Raw genomic sequence first — 18,901 nt, forward strand, 5'->3', positions numbered from 1 at the left:
CAGAGCCGAAGGAGGGCCGATGGCGGACATCGAACTCATCGGAATCGTGGGCTGCGGCCTCATGGGATCCGGTATCGCCGAGGTCTGCGCACGGGCCGGACGTGACGTGGTGGTCGTCGAGACCACCCCCGAGGCGGCGGAGGCCGGGCGGAAGAAGATCGCCGGGTCTCTGGAGCGCGCCACCAGGGCCGGGAAGCTGTCCACCGCGGACCGTGACGCGGCGCTGGCCCGTATCCGGGTGACCGCGGACATGGACGAGCTGGCCGACCGGGATCTCGTCATCGAGGCGGTCGCGGAGAACGAGGACGCGAAGCTGGAGGTGTTCGCCCGGCTCGACACCACGGTCAAGCGGCCGGACGCGATCCTGGCGACCAACACCTCGTCCATCCCCGTCATCAAGCTCGCCGCGGCCACCTCGCGCCCGGAGCAGGTGGTCGGCCTCCACTTCTTCAACCCCGTCCCGGTGCTGCCCCTGGTCGAGCTGGTGCCGTCGCTGCTGACCGGCGAGACCACGACGCGGGCCGTCGAGGCGTTCGCCTCCGAGGTGCTGGGCAAGACGGTCATCCGGGCACGGGACCGAGCGGGGTTCATCGTGAACGCCCTGCTCATCCCGTATCTGCTGGCCGCCGTACGGATGGTGGAGTCCGGCATCGCCTCGGCCGCGGACATCGACCGCGGAATGACGCTGGGCTGCGCCCACCCTCTCGGCCCGCTCGCCCTCACCGACCTCATCGGCCTGGACACGACGCTGGCCATCGCGGAGTCGATGTACGAGGAGTTCCGCGAGACGCTCTACGCGCCGCCGCCGCTGCTGGCGCGCATGGTCGACGCGGGCCTGCTCGGCCGCAAAGCGGGCAGAGGCTTCCATACCTACCGGTGATCGCCGTCGCCGCCGGGCCTCGGGAACCCGGCGGCGACGGCGATGCGGGAAGATGAGAGGCAGGCGGGGGACCCACGCCGGCCCGGCGGCCGGACGGCCCGGGACTTCCACGGGCGACGCTCGGGGAAGGGCCTGGCGACCGTAGGGAACCCTGCGGAGAAGACGACGACCGGGGAGCAGCAACGTGTCCATGACCGAGCGCACGATCGAAACGCGCGAGCGGATCCTGTCCGCCGCGTGCGAAGTGATCGCCGACGTCGGATTCGAAAAGATCCGCATGCGCATGGTCGCGGAGCACGCCGGGGTGTCGACGGCCCTGCTGCACTATCACTTCGAGAACCGCGAGAAGCTCTTCTCCGAGGCGATGGCCCACTCCTTCGCCCACACGGCCACCGAGCTGGAGCGGGACGCCGACGCGGTCCCGGCCTCGGTCATCCTGGCCCGCATCGTGCACAGCCTCCTGCCCACCGACCCCGAACTCCGGCAGGACTGGCGGCTCTGGCAGGAGCTGTGGGTACGGGCGCTGCGTGACGAAACGGCGCGCGAGTTCGCCGTCGACCTCTACGACCAGCTCCACTCATGGGTGGGGCATGCGCTGGAGCGCGGCATCGAGTCCGGCGAGTTCGCCGAGCGCGACGTGTACGAGACGAGCACGCTGATCCTCGCCCTGTGCGACGGGTTCGGCATCCGCCTGATGCTCGGCGACCCGCGGATCAGCCTGGACGCGGCGAAGGCGGCGATCTGGGGGGCGGTCGCCGGGGCGCTGGGCGTACCGCCGGAGTTCCCCGCGATCTGAGCCGCGCCGCGGCCGGGCAGCCGGGCGAGTGCGCCCCGTTGGCACGGGGGCGTGCGTCTGCGGGTCAGTGGGAGTGCGTTCGGCGGGTCAGCGGGCGTGCGTTCGGTGGCGCGGCGGGTGTGCGTTCGGCGTCCGGTCCGGCCCTTTGTGGAGTCCCTGAACGACCGGTTGACACCCATCGGAATGAGTGGTTGATTACTCACAATCGGGAGGCGCCTCAGATCCTCTACGGGCGAACTCCTCGCGACGCACCAACTCTGCCACCCCGAGCTCGAATGCCATCGGCCCGTCGTTGCGCAGCGAAGTGAGTAATCAACCAATCTTTTGGAGACGTTGTGTGGCCGACTTCCCTCAGTCCCGGCGCGGCCGGCATCGCACACGACCCCGACGGATCCGGACGCCCGTCCCGCCTCGCGCTGGCGGTGCCGGCCACGGCGCAGTTCCTGGTCGTCCTGAGCACCTCGATCGTCAACGTGGCGCTTCCGTCCCTGCAGCGCGACCTGCACCTGGACCCGGTGGGTATGTCCTGGGCGGTCAACGGCTACGTCCTGGCCTTCGGCGCGCTGCTGCTGCTCGGCGGCCGGGCCACTGATCTCCTCGGCCACCGGCGGATGTTCGTCGGCGGCCTGGCGCTCTTCGCCGTGGCGTCCGCCGCCGCGGCGCTGGCCGCCAGCGCCGAGGTGCTCATCGCCGCGCGCATCGTCCAGGGGCTGGCCGCCGCGGTGCTGGCGCCGGCGGCACTGGCGCTGGTGATGACGCTGTACCCCTCGGGCCCGCGGCGCGCATTCGCCCTGGGGGTCTGGGGCGCCGTGTCCGGAGCGGGCGGGGCGGCGGGGGTCCTGCTCGGCGGCCTTCTCACCGATGCGTACGGCTGGCCCGCGGTCTTCTGGCTGAGCGTGCCCGTCTCCCTGGCGGCGATCGGCGGTGCCTACGCGGTCCTTCCCGGCGACCGTCCCGCGAGCGGCCCCCGCCACATCGACCTGCCCGGTGCGGCGACCGTGACCGCCGGCCTCTTCGCGGTCGCCTACGCCCTGGCGGGTGGGAGCCGCAACGGCTGGACGAGCCCTGCCACCCTGCTCATGCTGTCCGCCGGCGTCCTGCTGCTTCTGCTCTTCGTCCGCATCCAGCGCCGGTCGGCGGCCCCGCTCCTGCCGCCGAGGATCCTCTCCGTGGGCACGGTCGGGCCGGCCAACGTGATGATGGCCGCGCTCGGCGCGATCTGGATCGGCCTCTTCTACTTCCTTCCGCTCTACCAGTCGCAGGTGCTCGGTTACGGCCCGCTCAAGACCGGCCTGACACAGCTCCCGCTCGCCCTGACCCTCACACTCGCCTCGGCCCTGGCCCCCCGCCTCACGGCACGCCTGGGCCGGCGCAACACCCTGACCGCGGGGCTGGCCGCGGTGAGCGTCGGCCTGGTCTGGCTGGGGCGGGCGCCGGCCGACGGCACGTTCGCCGCGGACCTGCTCGGCCCGTCCCTGCTCGTCGGCGCGGGGCTCGGCCTCGCCTTCGTCCGGCTCACCACACTGGCCACCGACGGGGTGGCGGCCACGGAGGCGGGGGTGGCGGGCGGGCTGGTCAACACCACCCGGCAGATCGGCGGTGCCCTCGGTCTCGCCGCACTCACCGCCGTCGCGGGTGCCGCCTCCCCCGCACCGCACAGCACGGCCGCCGCAGTCACGGCCGCACAGCACGCGCAGGGATACGGCGCCGCCTTCCTGGCCGCCGCTGCCGTGGCCGCGCTCACCTCCCTCTACGCCGCGCTCCGCTCCCCGCGCTGACCCGGAACCCCTTCGCACCATTGCGGAACGAACCGCTCCGCCCGATCCCGAGTAGCACCCCTGACACAACCCGCCCCGCACGACCCGGAACACGACCCGCAGGAGAAGAGCCGGCATGAGCACCGAGACAAGCACCGCGACGGGCATCGACAAGCCGTACATCACCGGGCACTTCGCGCCGGTGGCCGAGGAGACCACCGCCACCGGCCTCACCGTCCGGGGCACCCTGCCTCCGGAGCTGAACGGCCGCTACTTCCGCAACGGGCACAACCCCAAGCCGGGCGACGTCCCGACGCACTGGTTCAAGGGCAGCGGGATGGTCCACGGCTTGCGGCTGCGCGACGGCCGGGCCGAGTGGTACCGCAACCGCTGGGTCACGACGCCGGCGCTGGACGGTGCCCCGTACATGCGCGAGGACGGCACCCCCGACCTCACCGCCAGCATCGCGGGAACGCACATCATCGAGCACGCCGGCCGCATCCTGGCCCTCCAGGAGGCGAACCTGCCCTGGGAGATGACCCCCGAACTCGACACCGTCGCCCCGTACGACTTCGGCGGCAGACTTCGCACGGCGATGACGGCCCACCCCAAGGAGGACCCGGTCACCGGCGAGCTGCACTTCTTCGGATACTCGCCCTTCCCGCCGTATCTGACGTACTACGTGGCTGACGCCTCGGGGCAGTTGGTGCGCAGCGTCGAGATCGAGGGTGCCGGTCCCTCGCTGATGCACGACTTCGCGCTCACCGCCAACCACGTCGTCTGGCTGGATCTGCCGGTGGTGTTCGACCACGCCGAGCAGTCCGGCATCCCGTACCGGTGGAGCGACGCGTACACGCCGCGGATGGGTGTCATGCCGCGCACCGGGCCGGCGAAGGTCACCTGGTACGAGGTCGAGCCCGGAGCACTGCTGCACGTCGCCAACGCGCATGAGGACGAGACGGGGCGCATCGTCATCGACGGTCCCCGCTACGACCGCACGTCGTGGGAGTCGTCGTGGAAGTGGTTCGTCGGTGCGCCCGGCTACGGCCCCGTCCCCTCCATCGGCTCCGTCGGGCACCGGTGGATCCTCGACCCGCACAGCGGCAAGGTGACGGAGGAGGCGCGCGACGGCCTGGTCACCGAGTTCCCCACCGTCAACGACGCGTACCTCGGCCATGCCAACCGGTACAGCTACGCGCTCGCCTTCCCCGGGGCAGGACTCGACGCGTACGCCCTCGTCAAGTACGACAACGACACCGGTGAGCGCCGGATGGCGCCCATGGGCGAGCGGAGGATGCCGGGCGAGGCGGTGTTCGTACCCGCAGAGGGCGGTACCGCCGAGGACGACGGCTATCTCCTGACGATCGTCAGCGACCTCGCCCGTGATGCCTCCGAACTCCTCGTCCTGGACGCCACGGACATCCGGCGCGAGCCGGTCGCGGTGGTGGAACTGCCGAACCGCGTGCCCTCCGGGATCCACGGCTCCTGGATCCCGGACGCCGAACAGGCCTGACCCCCGCGGTGGTCGCGGAGCCCGTACGGCTGTGCGCGACCTGCCGCCCGTACGGACGTGTGCGCCCTGCCGCCGTACCCCGCCCCGGTCTTCCCCCACGCCCTCCCGCCCCGAAAGGACCTCTCCATGGACATCGACCGCACTGCACCTGTGATCGTCGAGCTCGAGATCACCGTCGACGCGCCCCGCGCGACCGTGTGGGACCTCCACACCGACATCGCGCGGTGGCCGGCCTGGCAGGCCGACATCAGCACCGCGCGGCCGGACGGTCCCCTCGCTCCCGGGACCACGTTCGCCTGGGAGACGGCCGGACTGGCCATCACCTCCACCATCGAGGAGGTCGAGCCGCAGCGGCGCATCGTGTGGGGAGGCCCGGCGCACGGCATCGACGGAATCCATGTGTGGACGTTCGAGGAGACCGCCGCGGGCACCGTCGTCCGTACCGCAGAATCGTGGAACGGCGACCCCGTGCGCAGCGACCCCGACGGCATGCGCACCGCGCTGCACGGCTCCCTGAAGGCGTGGCTGACCGCGCTCAAGAACGCCGCCGAATCCGCGGCAACCCGCGCCTGACGAAAGCGGTCCTTCTCCCTGGAGCGGGCTCCTCCGCTCCAGGGAGACTTTGCGTCCGAAACGTACGGCTCGGCGCCGTATGCGACAGGAGGCACGGCACTCCGGCCCGTTGGCCGAGATTGGTACGTTACCCGTCATGCCAGGCCCGAACGGTGAGAAGACCCTCCTCGACGTCCTGCTCCGCGCGGCCGAGGAGGCGCCCGGGCAAGTCCTCGTGCATGTGCGCGGTGACAGCAGCGAACGGGTCGTGACGTACCGCGATCTCCGCGACGAGGCGCTGCGGATCGCCGGAGGATACGTTTCCGCAGGCCTGGAGCCGGGCGCCCCCGTCCTGCTGCTCGCCGACCTCGGGGACGACTTCCAGCCGATGTTCTGGGGGGCGCTTGCGGCCGGACTGGTGCCGGTGCCGCTGCCGCCCGAGGCGGGCCGCGTGCTGCCGGTCTGGGAACATCTCGGCCGCCCGCACCTCGTCGTCGACGAGGCGAACGCGCCGCTGCTCCCCCGGCTGCCGGACACGGTGCGCGCGCTGCGACTCGCGGAGCTGCGCGAGGGCACCCCGCCCGCCAGGCTGCCGGAGCCGCACCCCGACGAGGTGGCGGTGCTGCAGTTCTCGTCGGGCAGCACCGGGGCCCCCAAGGGCGTGGAGCTGACGCACACCGCCGTCCTGGCCAACCTGGGGCAGATTCGGGCCGCCGCCGCGCTCACACCGGACGACGTCGTGGCGAGTTGGATGCCGTACTTCCACGACATGGGGCTCTTCGGCACCCACTTGGCGCCGCTCGCGGCCCGCGCCAAGCAGGTGCGGCTGAGCCCGCTGTCGTTCGCCAAGCGGCCGGAGCTGTGGTTCGACGCGGCGCAGCGTCACCGTGCGACGATCCTGTCGGCCGCGAACTTCGCGCTGGCCCTGGTCGTCCGGCGGCTCCCCGAGGCGGCGCTCGCCCGCTTCGACCTCCGCAGCGTCCGCCAGGTGATGGTCGGCGCCGAGCCCATATCACCGTCCGTGTGGCGGGAGTTCGCCCGCCGCACGGAAGGCGCCGGCCTCGCCCCGCACGCACTGCTTCCGGTGTACGGGCTGGCCGAGGCGACATTGGCGGTGACCTTCCCACCGCTCGGTGAAACCGCGTCACCTCTGGTTCTGGACAGGGCGGCGCTGAGCGAGGGCAGCGCGGTGGACACCGAACCCGGCCCGGGTGCGGTGGAGTTGATGGATGTGGGGCACCCCGTGCCGGGATGCGCGGTACGGATCGTCGACGAGGCGCGGACGCCGCTCGGCGACCGGCGCGTGGGACACATCGAGGTCCTGGGGCCGCAGATCGCCCGTGGCTATCACGGTTCGCCGCGTGCGACGGCGGAGACGTTCAGCGACGGGTGGCTGCGCACCGGCGACCTGGGGTTCCTGCGGGACGGGCGCCTGTGCGTGACGGGTCGCCACAAGGACGTGCTGTTCGTCAACGGCCGTACTTTTCATGCCTCCGACGTCGAAGAGGTGGCGGCCGCCACGCCGGGGTTCGCCGACGGGCCGGTGGCGGTTGCCGGATCCACGGACCGGGTGGGCGGCGGTGAGCGCGTCCTGGTCTTCGTCCGGGCCGTACCGGACCGGACGAAGACCGGTGCGGACCGCGACCGCGCGGGTTTCGCGGCGGGCTGCTCGGGCGGACCGGCGGCCGCCCTCGGCCGGGTGGCGGCGCGCGTACGGGAGGCGCTGGCCCACGACGACGTCACCGTGGTGGCGCTGCCCCGTGCGGCGTTCCCGCGCACGACGAGCGGAAAGGTGCGGCGCGGGCTGATGCGGGAACGGTACGAGGCGGGCGCGTATGCGGACGCCCCCGCGCACCCCGTACTCCCGGCCTTCCCCGCACACCCCGAACTCCCCGCACACGCGACGCACTCCGAACACCCCGGACACCACGAAGTCGCCGCACCTGCGGCGCACCCCGGACACCCCACGCATGACAACGCGTCCGTGGGGCCCGACCGGCCGCACATGGAGCAGGAGCCCGCATCGCCCTCGTCCGCGCCGGACGGAGGGGTGTCGCCGCGCTCGAGGCGTGAGGCCGAGAGCATCGTACGAGCGGTCTGGGCCCGGGTGTTGGGGATCCCGGAGCGGCACATCGGGCCGCACGACCGGTTCCTGACGATCGGTGGCTCGTCGCTCAAAGCGATGGAGGTGCTGGCCGGGCTCGAGGACGCGTTCGGGATCACCGTTCCCCCGGCGGCCGTCCGGGACCGCGACACCGTCACCGCGCTCGCCGGATTCCTGCTCGGTGAGGCAGCCGTTTCGGATGCGACTCCCGCCGCGCAGGGCGGTGTCGCGGCGACGGCAGCACCGGGCGTCGCATCCGGGGAGGCCGCGCACGGTTCCGCGATCGCAATCGTCGGGATGGCCTGCCGGTTCCCCGGAGCCTCCACTCCCGAGGCGTTCTGGGCGCAACTGACGGCGGGTCATGATGCCGTCACCCCGGTACCGCCGGACCGGTGGGGCGGCACGCCCGGTTCCGCGCCGGACGACACATCCCGTGCCGGTGCGTTCCTGAAGGATCCGGCCGCCTTCGACGCCGCGTTTTTCGGTCTGGCCGAGGACGAGGCCCGTGCCACCGACCCCCAGGCCAGGATCCTTCTCGAACTCGCCCATGAGGCCCTGGAGCGCGCCGGTTACGCGGGACGGCGCCGCCACGGCCTCCGGGTCGGGGTCTTCGCCGCGGTCGGCGACAGCGGCTACCGCGACGTACTCGGGCAGGCGGCACCGGAGCGGTCCCCCCTGCCCGCCGAGGCGTTGACGGGCAACCTGCCCAATCTGGCGGCCGCCCGGGTGTCGCAGTGCCTGGACCTGACCGGCCCGGCGCTGGCCGTCGACACCGCCTGTTCCTCGGCGCTCGTCGCGCTGCACCTGGCACGGCAGAGCCTCGGCAGCGGCGAATGCGACGTGGCCGTGGTGGGCGGGGTCTCGCTCCATCTCACCCCGACCGCCTACGCGTTGCTCGAAGGGGCGCAGGCGCTCTCGCCGACCGGACGGTGCCACACCTTCGGCGCGGCGGCCGACGGCTTCGTCCCGGGCGAGGGCGGCGCGGCGATCGTCCTGACCCGCCTGGAGGACGCCCGGCGCGGCGGCGATCCGGTGCTCGCCCTTCTCCGGGGCACCGCGGTCAACAACGACGGCAGGTCGATCGGCCTGATGGCGCCGAATCCGCTGCGGCAGCGCGAGGTCATCACCCAGGCGTACCGCGACGCGGGCGTCGACCCCGGCACGGTGTCGTACGTCGAGGCGCACGGCACCGGTACGGCCATCGGCGACCCCGTCGAGGTGCGCTCGCTCGCCCACGCCTTCCCGCCGCGCGCCGACGGGCGGCCACGCCTGCTGGGTTCGGTCAAGTCCAACCTCGGGCACCTGCTTCACGCGGCGGCCCTGCCGAGCCTGGTGAAAGTGGTGCTGGCGCTGACGCACCGCCGGCTTCCGCCGTCCCTCCACCACATGCCGCCGTCACCCGCCTTCGACCTCGACGCCGCCGGGTTCGCCGTGGTCGCCGAGGCTCGCGACTGGTCCGCGCCCGGCCCGCTGGTGGCGGGAGTCAACGCGTTCGGTTTCGGGGGAACCAACGCGCACGCCATCCTCGAACAGGCGCCGGCCGCCCGCGACGACCGACGGTGCACGTCCGCTTCCCTGTCCCCCTCCCCATCCGCGTCCCAGGGCCCGCATCTGCTCACCCTGTCCGCGCCCAGCGCCCCCGCCCTGCGCGCGGCCGCGCGCGACCTCGCCGCGCATCTGCGCGCCAGGCCGGACCTCGACGAGGGCGACGTGTGCGCCGCGGTCGCGGCCGCTCGGGACGACGGGCCGTACCGGCTGGCCCTCGTGTCGTCGGGCGACCTCGCCGGGCGCCTGGGGGCCGGGCAGGGCATCACGGAGGCCGGATCGCGGCCGCGGCTGGTGTTCCTGCTGCCCGGCCAGGGAGCACAACGCCCGGGGCAGGGCCGCGCTCTGTACGAGACCGGGCCGGTCTTCCGGGACACGCTCGACGAGGCGTCCGCCGTCGTGGGCGCTCTGCACGGGCGCACTCTGACGGAGTGGTGTCTCGACGCGGACGTCCAGGCCGCCGAACTCGCACGGACGGACATCGCGCAGCCCCTGCTCGTCGCCTTCGGTGCAGCGCTGGCGCGCCAGCTCGGGGCCTGGGGCGTGACCGCGGACGCGGTCGCCGGTCACAGCGTGGGAGAGATCGCGGCGGGCTGCGTCGCGGGGGCACTGACTCTGGCCGACGCGGTGCGGTTCGCTGCGGAGCGCGGGCATGCCATGGCGGACTGCGCCCCGCCCGGCGCGATGGCAGCGGTGAAGGGCGGCGAGGACGTCGTCGCGGAAGTGGTCGCCGACGCGGGCGGCTCGCTGTGCGTGGCGGCCGTCAACAGCCCAGAGCAGGTGGTTGTTTCGGGAGACCCGGACGCGGTCGGCAGGGCTGTGGAGAAGCTGACGGCCGACGGTGTCGCCGTACGACGGCTCGCGGTGTCGCACGCCTTCCACTCGCCCCTGATGCTCCCGGCCCTCGACCGGATCGCCGGCGCGGCGGGCACCCTCGCCTTCCGCCCTCCGTCGATCCCGATGCTCAGCACGGTGACCGGCGACTGGTGCGCCGGACCGGACGTGGCGCACCTCCGTGAACACGCCGTACGGCCCGTACGGTTCGGGGACGCGGTGCGACGCCTGCTCGACGACGGTTTCGACACCTTCGTCGAACTCGGCCCGGGCACGACGCTGCCCGGGCCGGTGCGTGCCGTCGCGGACGCGCACCATCCGGCGGCCGATGTGCTCGCGACAGCGGCGCTGCGCGGATCCGAGGACGGGGGAAGAGCCCTGCTGGAGACGGCGGGACGGTTGTGGGCGCGCGGGGTGCCCCTGGACCGGACGGTGCTCGACGCGGACCGGGCGCGGGTCGACGTACCGACGTACCCCTTCCAGCGGCTGCGCCACTGGGCCGGGCCCGGTGGCGGCGATGCGGGGCGGGGCGACGCTGCGGGGCGGGGTGACGCTGCGGGGCGGGGTGACGCTGCGGGGTCGGGCACTGCTGCCGGGCGGGGCGGCGTCGCGGGTCGGGTGGGTGTCGCGGGGCGGGACGGTGTCGCGGGGCGGGACGGTGTCGCCGGGCGGGACGGTGTCGCTGTGCATGACGCCGTCGCCCCGAGGGGCGGTGCTGCCGGCGGGCAGAAGGGAGGCAGCGCCGGGCAAAACGACGCGCCGTGGCAGGAGTCGCCGCTGCACCGGCTCGTGTGGGACGACGCGCCGATGGTCGCCGCCGCCGCTCCCCGGGCGGTCCGGCTGACCGGTCCCGACTGCGCGCTGGCGCGGGCGTTCGCGGAACGGCTCGCCGGCCGAGGCGCCGCCGTGTACCGCGACGGCGAGGTACCGCCGACCGGAGCGGCGGCACCGGAGGCCCTCGTCGTGATAGCCGGACCGGCGATGCACCTCGATTCGGTGGCGGCCCTCGACGCCGCGCAGCACACGGCCGTGACGACGATGAGCCAACTCGCGCGACCGGACGGGCTGTTGGGCCGGGGCGGGTCCGGGAGGGGTCATGCCCCCTCCCGGGGGGTGGGGGCCGTCGGCGAGGGGATCTCTCGCGTACTGGTCGTCACCGAGGACGTGCACGCGACCGGCAGCGTCCCCGAACTGCTGTGCCCCGCCCAGTCCTTGCTCACGGGATTCGCTCTGGCCCTTCCGGAGGAGCGGCGCGGCCTCTCCGTCCGCAGTCTCGACCTGTCCTCGCTCGACTCCCTCCAGGACCGCCTCGACGCCCTGGAACGGGAACTCGGTGTGCGTGCGGCTCCGGAGCGGGGCACCGAAGTGGTCGCATGGCGCGCGGGCCGCCGTCTCACCCGGTACCCGGTCCCCGAGTCGGCCTCCCTCCGGACCCAGTCCTCTCTTCCGGCGGACGGTGCCTACCTGATCACGGGCGGGGCCGGGGGTCTCGGCGGCGCACTCGCCCGCGACCTGGCGAGGCGGGGGCAGCCGACACTGGTGCTGGCCGGCCGGTCACCGGAGCCGCCCGAGGGGCTGCTCGACGAACTCGCCGCGCTGGGCTGCTCGGCGCGATATCACGGTGCCGATGTGTCGGTCGGGTCCGACGTCGACGCGCTCATGGCCCAACTGCCGCCCCTGGACGGGGTGTTCCACGCGGCGGGCGTCGTGAGCCCCGGCACGCTCGGCTCCAAGTCACCGGATGATGTCGGCCGGGTCCTCGCGCCCAAGGTGCGCGGCACCTATCTGCTCGCCGACGCCCTGCGGCGGTACGGTCAACGCCCCGCCGTGTGTGTGGCGTTCTCCTCGGTGGCATCGGTGCTGCCGGGCCTCGCCGGAGCGCTGGGCGACTACGCGGCGGCCAACGCCTTCCTCGACGCGTTCGCCGCGGCGGAGCGGTCGGCGGGCCGCCCCTGGCAAGCGCTCAACATGGCCGCCCTGGCCGAGACCGGCCTGGCTTCCCGGCCCGTGATACGCGAAGCCGTCGTCGCACGGGGCGTCGGCTCTCTCACGACGGGTGCCGCGCTGGCAGCACTGCACACCGCGTGCGGCATCGATGCGGCGCAGCTCCTCGTCGGCGATCCGGCACCGGACCGGAACCGCCCGGCAACTCCCCTGCGAGGCCTGGACACCGCCGACTTCCCGGTGCGCGGGGAGGTGGAGGCGCAGAGCACGGGAACGCGTACGGGCGCAGCGTCCGGGCCCGCACCCGCCCCCGTCTCCGTCCCTGTTCCGGCGCCCACGCCCGTACGGACGCAGGAGTCCGCGCTGACACAGGGTCACGTCCCGCCGGGCGTGGGCCGGATACTCCGCCGTCTGCTCTCAGAGGCTTTGGACCGGCGGCCCGCGGACATCGCCGACGACGAGCCGCTCCTCTCGATGGGGCTGGATTCGCTGACCGCCGTCGACCTGGTCAAGAAGCTGGAGCCGGAACTCGGCCGCCCGCTCCCGGCGACGCTGTTCTTCGAACACCCGACGGTCGGCGCACTGGCGGCGCACTTGGAGGCCACCACTTCCGGTACGGCGTCCACCACCTCCGGTACGGCGTCCACCACCTCCAGCACGGCGTCCACCACCTCCAGCACGGCGTCCACCGTGCCCGTCACCGATGCGCCCGTGGCCGAGCGGGCAGCGGTGCGGCCTCCGTCGGTCGAGGACGCGCCGTTCCCGCTCACCCCCGTGCAACTCGCCTTCCACACGAGCGGACGGCTGCACCCCAAGGTCCCCGCCTACGGCTACGTTCGGCAGACGATCACCGGACCGCTCGACGCCGATCTGCTCGGCACGGCTCTCGCCGTCCTGATGGAGCGTCACCCGATGCTCCGGATCCGTATCGAGCCCGACGGCTCCTCGCCTCGGCAGTCCGTGACACCACCGGCCCCGCTCCACGACTGGTACGAGGTACGGGATCTGCACGGCCCGCTCGACGATCTCGAAGAGGCCCTGTGCAACGGGGTGTTCGACCTCGCCGCCGGTCCCCCACTGCGCGCGGTACTCGCCCGCGAGGGCGCACGCGACCGGGACGCCGGACCCATGACTGGCGCATGGGGGGCCCGGGACGAGGATGTGGCGCACCTGCTGCTCGTGATCCATCACGCCGCCGGGGACGGATTCAGTCTGAACATCCTCGGCGAGGAGCTGTGGGCCGTCTACACCGCGCTCGCACACGGCCGAGCGCCCGCCCTCCCCGTGCCCGGCACGAGCTTCGCCGACTACGCGGCAGCCGTCGCCGAGGAGCGCGGCTCCGCCGCGTTCGAGGAAGACCTGGAGCACTGGCGGGGCGTGCTGTCCTCACGCCGCGAACCCCTGCACCTGCCCTACGACGGCGATCCGGACACTCCGCCCGCGCCGCCCTTCGTCGCGCACCCGGCCGTCACCGACCGCGACCTCACCGCGGCGCTGCGCGAACGGGCCGCCGCGCACGGCGTATCGCTCTTCCACCTGCTGCTCACCGCGTACGTACGCTGTCTGGCGCGGTGGAGCGGACAGCGCGACGTGACCGTCAACGTCGCCCGCGCGCGCCGCGAGACGCGGCTGCCCGGCATGGACCGGCTCGTCGGCCCGCTCGCCGACACGCTGCCGGTCCTCGTCGCCGTCGAGCCCGGTGAGCCGGTGGCAGCTCTGGCCGGGCGTGTGCGGGAGGCCTGGCTGTCGGGGGAGCGGCACGCCCGCCCCACAAGCCTCGACCTCGCGCGGCTGCTGCCGGCCGACGGACCCGGACCTCGTACGGCCGGCCCGGCGAGCTTCAGTTTCGCCCGCTTCCCCGCCACAGTCGATCCCGACTGCCCCGTCACGGTACGACCGACGGCGGCCGGCACCGCCACGGCCGCCACCCGACTCGCCCTGCTGTGCTGGGAGTCGGACGACGTCCTGCACTTCTCCTGGAACGTCCCGGCCCGGCTGTTCGACCGCGAGACCGTGGCACGGCTGGCAGGCGACCATCTCGTGGAGTTGCGCTCTCTGGCCCAACAGCCCGATTCCGTACGGGAGTCGGCACCCGCGGCAGGAGAAACGGGGCCCGAGGGGCTGGTGGCCCGTCTGTGCGCCCGCTTCCGCGCCGCCCCCGGGCTCGTCGCCGTCGACACGGGGGACGCGACCCTGACCTACGCCGAACTGGATCGCGCCTCCGCCGGACTTGCCGCCCGGCTGCGTGCCTCGGGAGTCGGCCCCGGGGACCTCGTCGGCCTCCTCACCGAACCGGGCGCCGACACCGTCACGGGGCTCGTCGGCATCCTGCGCGCCGGGGCGGGCTGGGTCCCGCTGGACGCCGGCCACCCCGTGTCGCGCCTGTCGGGCCAGCTCGATCGGACCGCGGCCCGTACGGTCGTGTGCCACCGCGCCACCCGCGCCACGGCTGACGCGCTCCCCGGTGTCACGGCCGTCTCCGTCGACGCCCCGCCACCGGCGCCCATGTCCGTCGACGCCCCGTCACCAGCGTCCATGTCCGTCGACGCTCCGCCACCGGCTTCCGCAGCCGGCACAGAGCCCGGCGTCGGGCACACCACGGCCCATGACCCTGACGCCATCGCGTACGTGATCTTCACCTCGGGATCCACCGGCCGCCCCAAGGCGGTCCCGATCACCCACCGGGCGGCGGAGAACTATCTCGACTGGGCGCTGGACACATTCGGCTACGGCATCGGCGACCGTCTCGCCCAGACCGCTTCGATCTGCTTCGACGCCTCCGTCCGCCAGCTCCTCGCCCCGCTGCTCGTCGGCGCCACCGTCGTCACCCTGCCCCGGCACCTCGTCCGCGACCCCCAGGAGCTGCTCGCCCATGTCGAGCGGGCGGGAATCACCGTATGGAGCTCCGTACCCACGCTGTGGGAGCAGCTGCTCTCCGCCGCCGAGAACCGCGCTCGGCGCGAGGGGTCCCGGCCCGATCTGAGAGCGCTGCGCTGGATCCACGTCGGCGGTGAGGCACTGCCCGCAGCCCATGTCCGGCGCTGGTACGACCTGTTCGGCCCCGGTCACCGCTTCGCCAACCTCTACGGGCCGACCGAGACCACCATCAACGCGACCTGCCACATCATCGACGGCCGCCCCGGCGCCACCGTGGCGCGGCTGCCGATCGGCCGTCCCATCGCAGGAACCGATGTCGAGGTGGTCGGGGCGGACGGACGGCGCTGCGCCGACGGCGAGCCCGGCGAACTCCTCATCGGCGGCGTGGGCCTCTCCCCCGGCTATCTCGGCGAACCGGCCCTCACGGCCGCGGCGTTCGCCGAACGCGGGGGCAAGCGCTGGTACCGCAGCGGCGACCGCGTGCGCGTCGGCCCGGACGGAGGGCTGGAGTTCCTCGGCCGCCTCGACGACCAGGTGAAGGTCCGCGGCCACCGGGTCGAGCCCGGCGAGATCGAGGCGACGCTGCAGAACCACCCGGGCGTCGCCCGCGCGGCGGTCCTCCACCAGGACGGCCGCCTCGTCGCTTACGTGGAACCGCGGCCCGGCGTCCCGGCGGCGGACGCAGCGGCGCCGGACGCAGCGGCGGCGGACGCAGCGGCGGCGGTATCGACTGCGGACGTACGGACTCCGGACATCGCGGCTCCGGACGCACAGGCTCAGGGCGCCCCGGCTCCGCACGCACAGGCTCCCGAGGTTCGGGCTCCGGAGGTACAGGCCCCGGGCACAGCGTCTCTCGACGCCACCGGGCTGCGCGCCCACCTCGCCGCGACGCTGCCCGACTTCATGCTCCCGGCCCGGATCCACCTCGTCGACGCACTGCCGCTCACCGACACCGGCAAGATCGACCGACGCCGGGTCGCCACTCCCCCGGCACACCGGGATGACGGTACGAACGCCACGCATCGCCATACGAACGAGCCCCGGGGCGAGGCGAGTTCACGTCCGGGGACTCCCCCCGCGACCGGGACCGAACGCCTTCTGGCCCGGATCTGGTCGGCGCTGCTGGAGGTGCGCGGCGTCGTCTGCGAGGACGACTTCTTCGACCTCGGCGGCGATTCGCTCCTCGTCCTCGACGTGTTCGCCCGCCTCGGCGAGGACATCGCCGCCCTGCCCAGGCCGACCCTGATCTACGAGCACCGTACGCTCGGCGCTCTCGCCGCAGCGGTGGACGCGTTCACCGCCCACCCGGCCGATCCCGCCGACCTCGCCAGCCCCGCCGACGAACCGTGCGCACACGCCAACGCGCCTGCCGGTCGGGCCGGTTCCGGACCGCAGGAATCCCCGCCGTACCCCGTCACGCCCACGCAGCGCGGCTTTCTGCTCGCCGAAGCGATGAGGCCCGGGTCGGGATCCGCCTGGCTCGCGCGGCTGCGCCTGCGCGGACCGCTCGACGCCGGAGCCTTCCAGCGAGCGGTCGATGTCCTCGTGGAACGCCATCCGATGCTGCGCACCGTGTTCCCCGCGGGCGCCCGCCCGCCGGTCCAGCAGGAGCTCCCCACCGCGCTGCGCCTTCCCGTGCACATCGAGGTTCTGGAGTCCCCCGGCCTGCTCGCCGACCGTATCGCCGAGGAACGGCTCCACCGCTTCGAGCCGTGGGCATGGCCTCTGCTGCGTCTGCGTGTCCTCACTGTCGGCGTGGACGACCACGTCCTGGTCGTCCACGCCCATCACCTGATCGGCGACGGCTACAGCGCCGCGCTCCTCGGCCGCGAACTGCTTGCGCTCTACGACGGTCAGGTACGGGGCGACGTGGTCGAACTGCCGCCGCCGCGCGCCACGTTCCGCGATTACGTCGCCCTCCTCGAACGGTCCGGTGCCGCCGGTCGTACGGATGCCGCCGCGGCGAGCGATCCGGCCGCGGCGGACCCGCGGCGCGACCGCACCGACGCGCCGTACGAACGCCCCCTGCTGCGCGCCGATGCCCCCGCCCCCCAGGGCCCCGACGACTCGGCGCGCGTCGCCGAAGGGGCCTTCCACTCCGCCGGGTTCACCGTGGGGGCCGCTCAGGTCGACGCGCTGCGACGGCTCGCCGCCGAAGCCCGGACCACGCTCTACGCACCCCTGCTCACCGCCTACTACCGGGCGTTGACGGGTTTGACGGGCCGAGCCGATCTGGTCCTGGGCCTGGCCGTCACCGGGCGGGACCATGCCCTGCCCGGCATCGGCCGTGTCTTCGGCCCGTTCGCCGCGGCCGTACCCGTACGCCCGGCAGCGCCCGCCCGCCCGGCGGAAGGGCCAGGAGCCCGGCAGGCCGAAGAGGGCGTTCCGGACCGGGACTTCAGGGACGATCTGCGGCGCGTGGTGGCCGAGGTCGCCGCGGCCCGCACCAGCGGAGCGGACGTCGTCCGGCGCCCGGCCACAGCCCGCCTCCCCGCATCGGCCCAGTTCTTCTTCACCTTCCTCGACTTCTCCGCCCTCGGCCCGCCGGCCAGTGAGACGCTGGACGTCACCTGGGACGAGGACGCAGAACTCGACCCGCCGCCCGTGGGCACGGACACCTTCCTGGCGGTTCGTCCGGTCGGTGACGGCCTGCGCGTGACGCTGCGAGCCTCGGCCTCCGCAATGAGTTCAGCGGTATGCGCGGACCTCGCCCGGGTGCTGCGCGAACAGCTCGTGGACGCGGCGGCACGGACCATCCCACGCCAGTCCGCTCCACACTCGTACGCCCCACGCCCGACCGCTCCACACTCGTACGCCCCACGCCCGACCGCTCCACACTCGCACGTCCCCGGCACGGCCAACCCCCGCCCGTACGCCGGGCGTTCGCCCGCCCGGCTCTCGGACGCGCCACACCCCGAGCTCCCACGCGCAGGCGCCGACCCGGCTCCCGTCACCCCGCTGGACGCCGCGCTCGTCGGCTATCTCCCGGCCCCGGACCAGCTCTTGGCGCTGACCGGCCGTCATGGTCCGGCGGTCCCCCGCGACGACCTGCGCGCCCTCGTCTTCCCGGACGGCGGCCCGCGCCTCCTGGAGCACATCGCCACGCCGCTCGGCCGTTCGGGGTTCGTCTGTCTCCCGCTGTTCGCCGACGAGTTGGCGCCTGGGCCGGACCTGGCGGCGCGCACCGCCCGCGCCGTGGAGTACGCGGCGTCCCTGGGCTCCCGCTGCACGTCGCTCGCCGGGATGATCCCCGCCCTCACCGGCTACGGCTTCGGTGTCCTCGACGCGTCGGGCGCCGCGCCGCCGCTCACCACCGGCCACGCAGCGACCGCCGTGTCCGTGGTCAAGACCGTGCGTGCCGCGCTGGAGGCCATGGGGCGCGACCTGGAGGACCTCACTGTCGCGGTGGTGGGTCTCGGCTCCATCGGCAGCACCTCCCTGGAACTGCTCCTGGCCCGCGCCCCGCGCCCGCCCGCCCGGCTCCTGCTGTGCGATGTCGCCGGGAGCGCGGCGCGCCTCGCCGAGATGGGCGGGACCCTGTCCGTACGCGGACGGGCGGCCCCGGCCGTGGAAGTCCACGAGTCCTCCCCTGAGCTCCCGGCCGCCGTGTACGAGGCCGATCTGCTCATCACCGCCGTCAGCGGCACGACGGACCTCATCGATGTCGACCGCCTGCGGCCCGGCTCGATCGTCGTCGACGACTCCTTCCCTCACTGCTTCGACACGGCGCGCGCCCTGGCGCGTATGCGGGACCGGCGTGACGTACTCGTCGTCGGCGGCGGGCTGCTGGCGGTCGGTGCCGTCGAGCGGCACCTCGCGGAGGGCCTCCCGGCGGCGGCCGGCGACGGGTACGCGGCGCGATCGTGGATCCCGGACACCGTGGCCTCCTGCCGCCTGGAGTCACTGCTGCACGCGGCGGTCCCCGGGCTGCCCCTGATCCACGGCCTGGTCGATACGCCCCGCGTCCTGCGCTACCTGCGGGCGGCGGAGTCGTCCGGTGTCCGCGCGGCGCCGCTCCACCTGCTGAACCACACCATCGGCCCGGACTCGCTCACCGGGTTTCCGCCCGGGCACTGAGCGGACGCCGAATGCCCGGTCC

At 73.7% G+C, this 18,901-nt stretch carries 6 protein-coding genes; all 6 read left to right on the forward strand.

All coding sequences use genetic code 11. The features are described from left to right. The first annotated feature begins 19 nt into the window (after window positions 1-19). Entirely contained in the window at window positions 20-880 is an 861-nt protein-coding gene (locus tag ACGFNH_RS28885) for a 3-hydroxybutyryl-CoA dehydrogenase (protein WP_393658675.1), read from the forward strand. A gap of 190 nt (window positions 881-1,070) precedes the next feature. Beyond that, window positions 1,071-1,676 carry a TetR/AcrR family transcriptional regulator gene (locus tag ACGFNH_RS28890; protein WP_393658677.1) on the forward strand — a complete coding sequence of 202 codons (606 nt, stop codon included), beginning with the start codon at window positions 1,071-1,073 and terminating at the stop codon, window positions 1,674-1,676. Between the two features lie 335 nt (window positions 1,677-2,011). Next, on the forward strand, window positions 2,012-3,454 hold the full coding sequence (locus ACGFNH_RS28895) for an MFS transporter (protein ID WP_393658678.1): 1,443 nt from the start codon (window positions 2,012-2,014) through the stop codon (window positions 3,452-3,454). Window positions 3,455-3,569: 115 nt separating this feature from the next. After that, complete coding sequence (locus tag ACGFNH_RS28900; RefSeq protein ID WP_393658680.1) at window positions 3,570-4,946, forward strand: carotenoid oxygenase family protein; 1,377 nt, start codon at window positions 3,570-3,572, stop codon at window positions 4,944-4,946. A 126-nt stretch (window positions 4,947-5,072) separates the two neighbouring features. Then, the gene (locus tag ACGFNH_RS28905; protein WP_393658682.1) at window positions 5,073-5,519 is read left to right on the forward strand and encodes an SRPBCC family protein; all 447 of its coding nucleotides are present in this window, start codon (window positions 5,073-5,075) and stop codon (window positions 5,517-5,519) included. Between the two features lie 136 nt (window positions 5,520-5,655). Continuing rightward, entirely contained in the window at window positions 5,656-18,879 is a 13,224-nt protein-coding gene (locus ACGFNH_RS28910) for an amino acid adenylation domain-containing protein (protein ID WP_393658684.1), read from the forward strand. Window positions 18,880-18,901: the final 22 nt, after the last annotated feature.

It is taken from the genome of Streptomyces sp. NPDC048639, assembly GCF_043199075.1.
GTDB lineage: Bacteria > Actinomycetota > Actinomycetes > Streptomycetales > Streptomycetaceae > Streptomyces.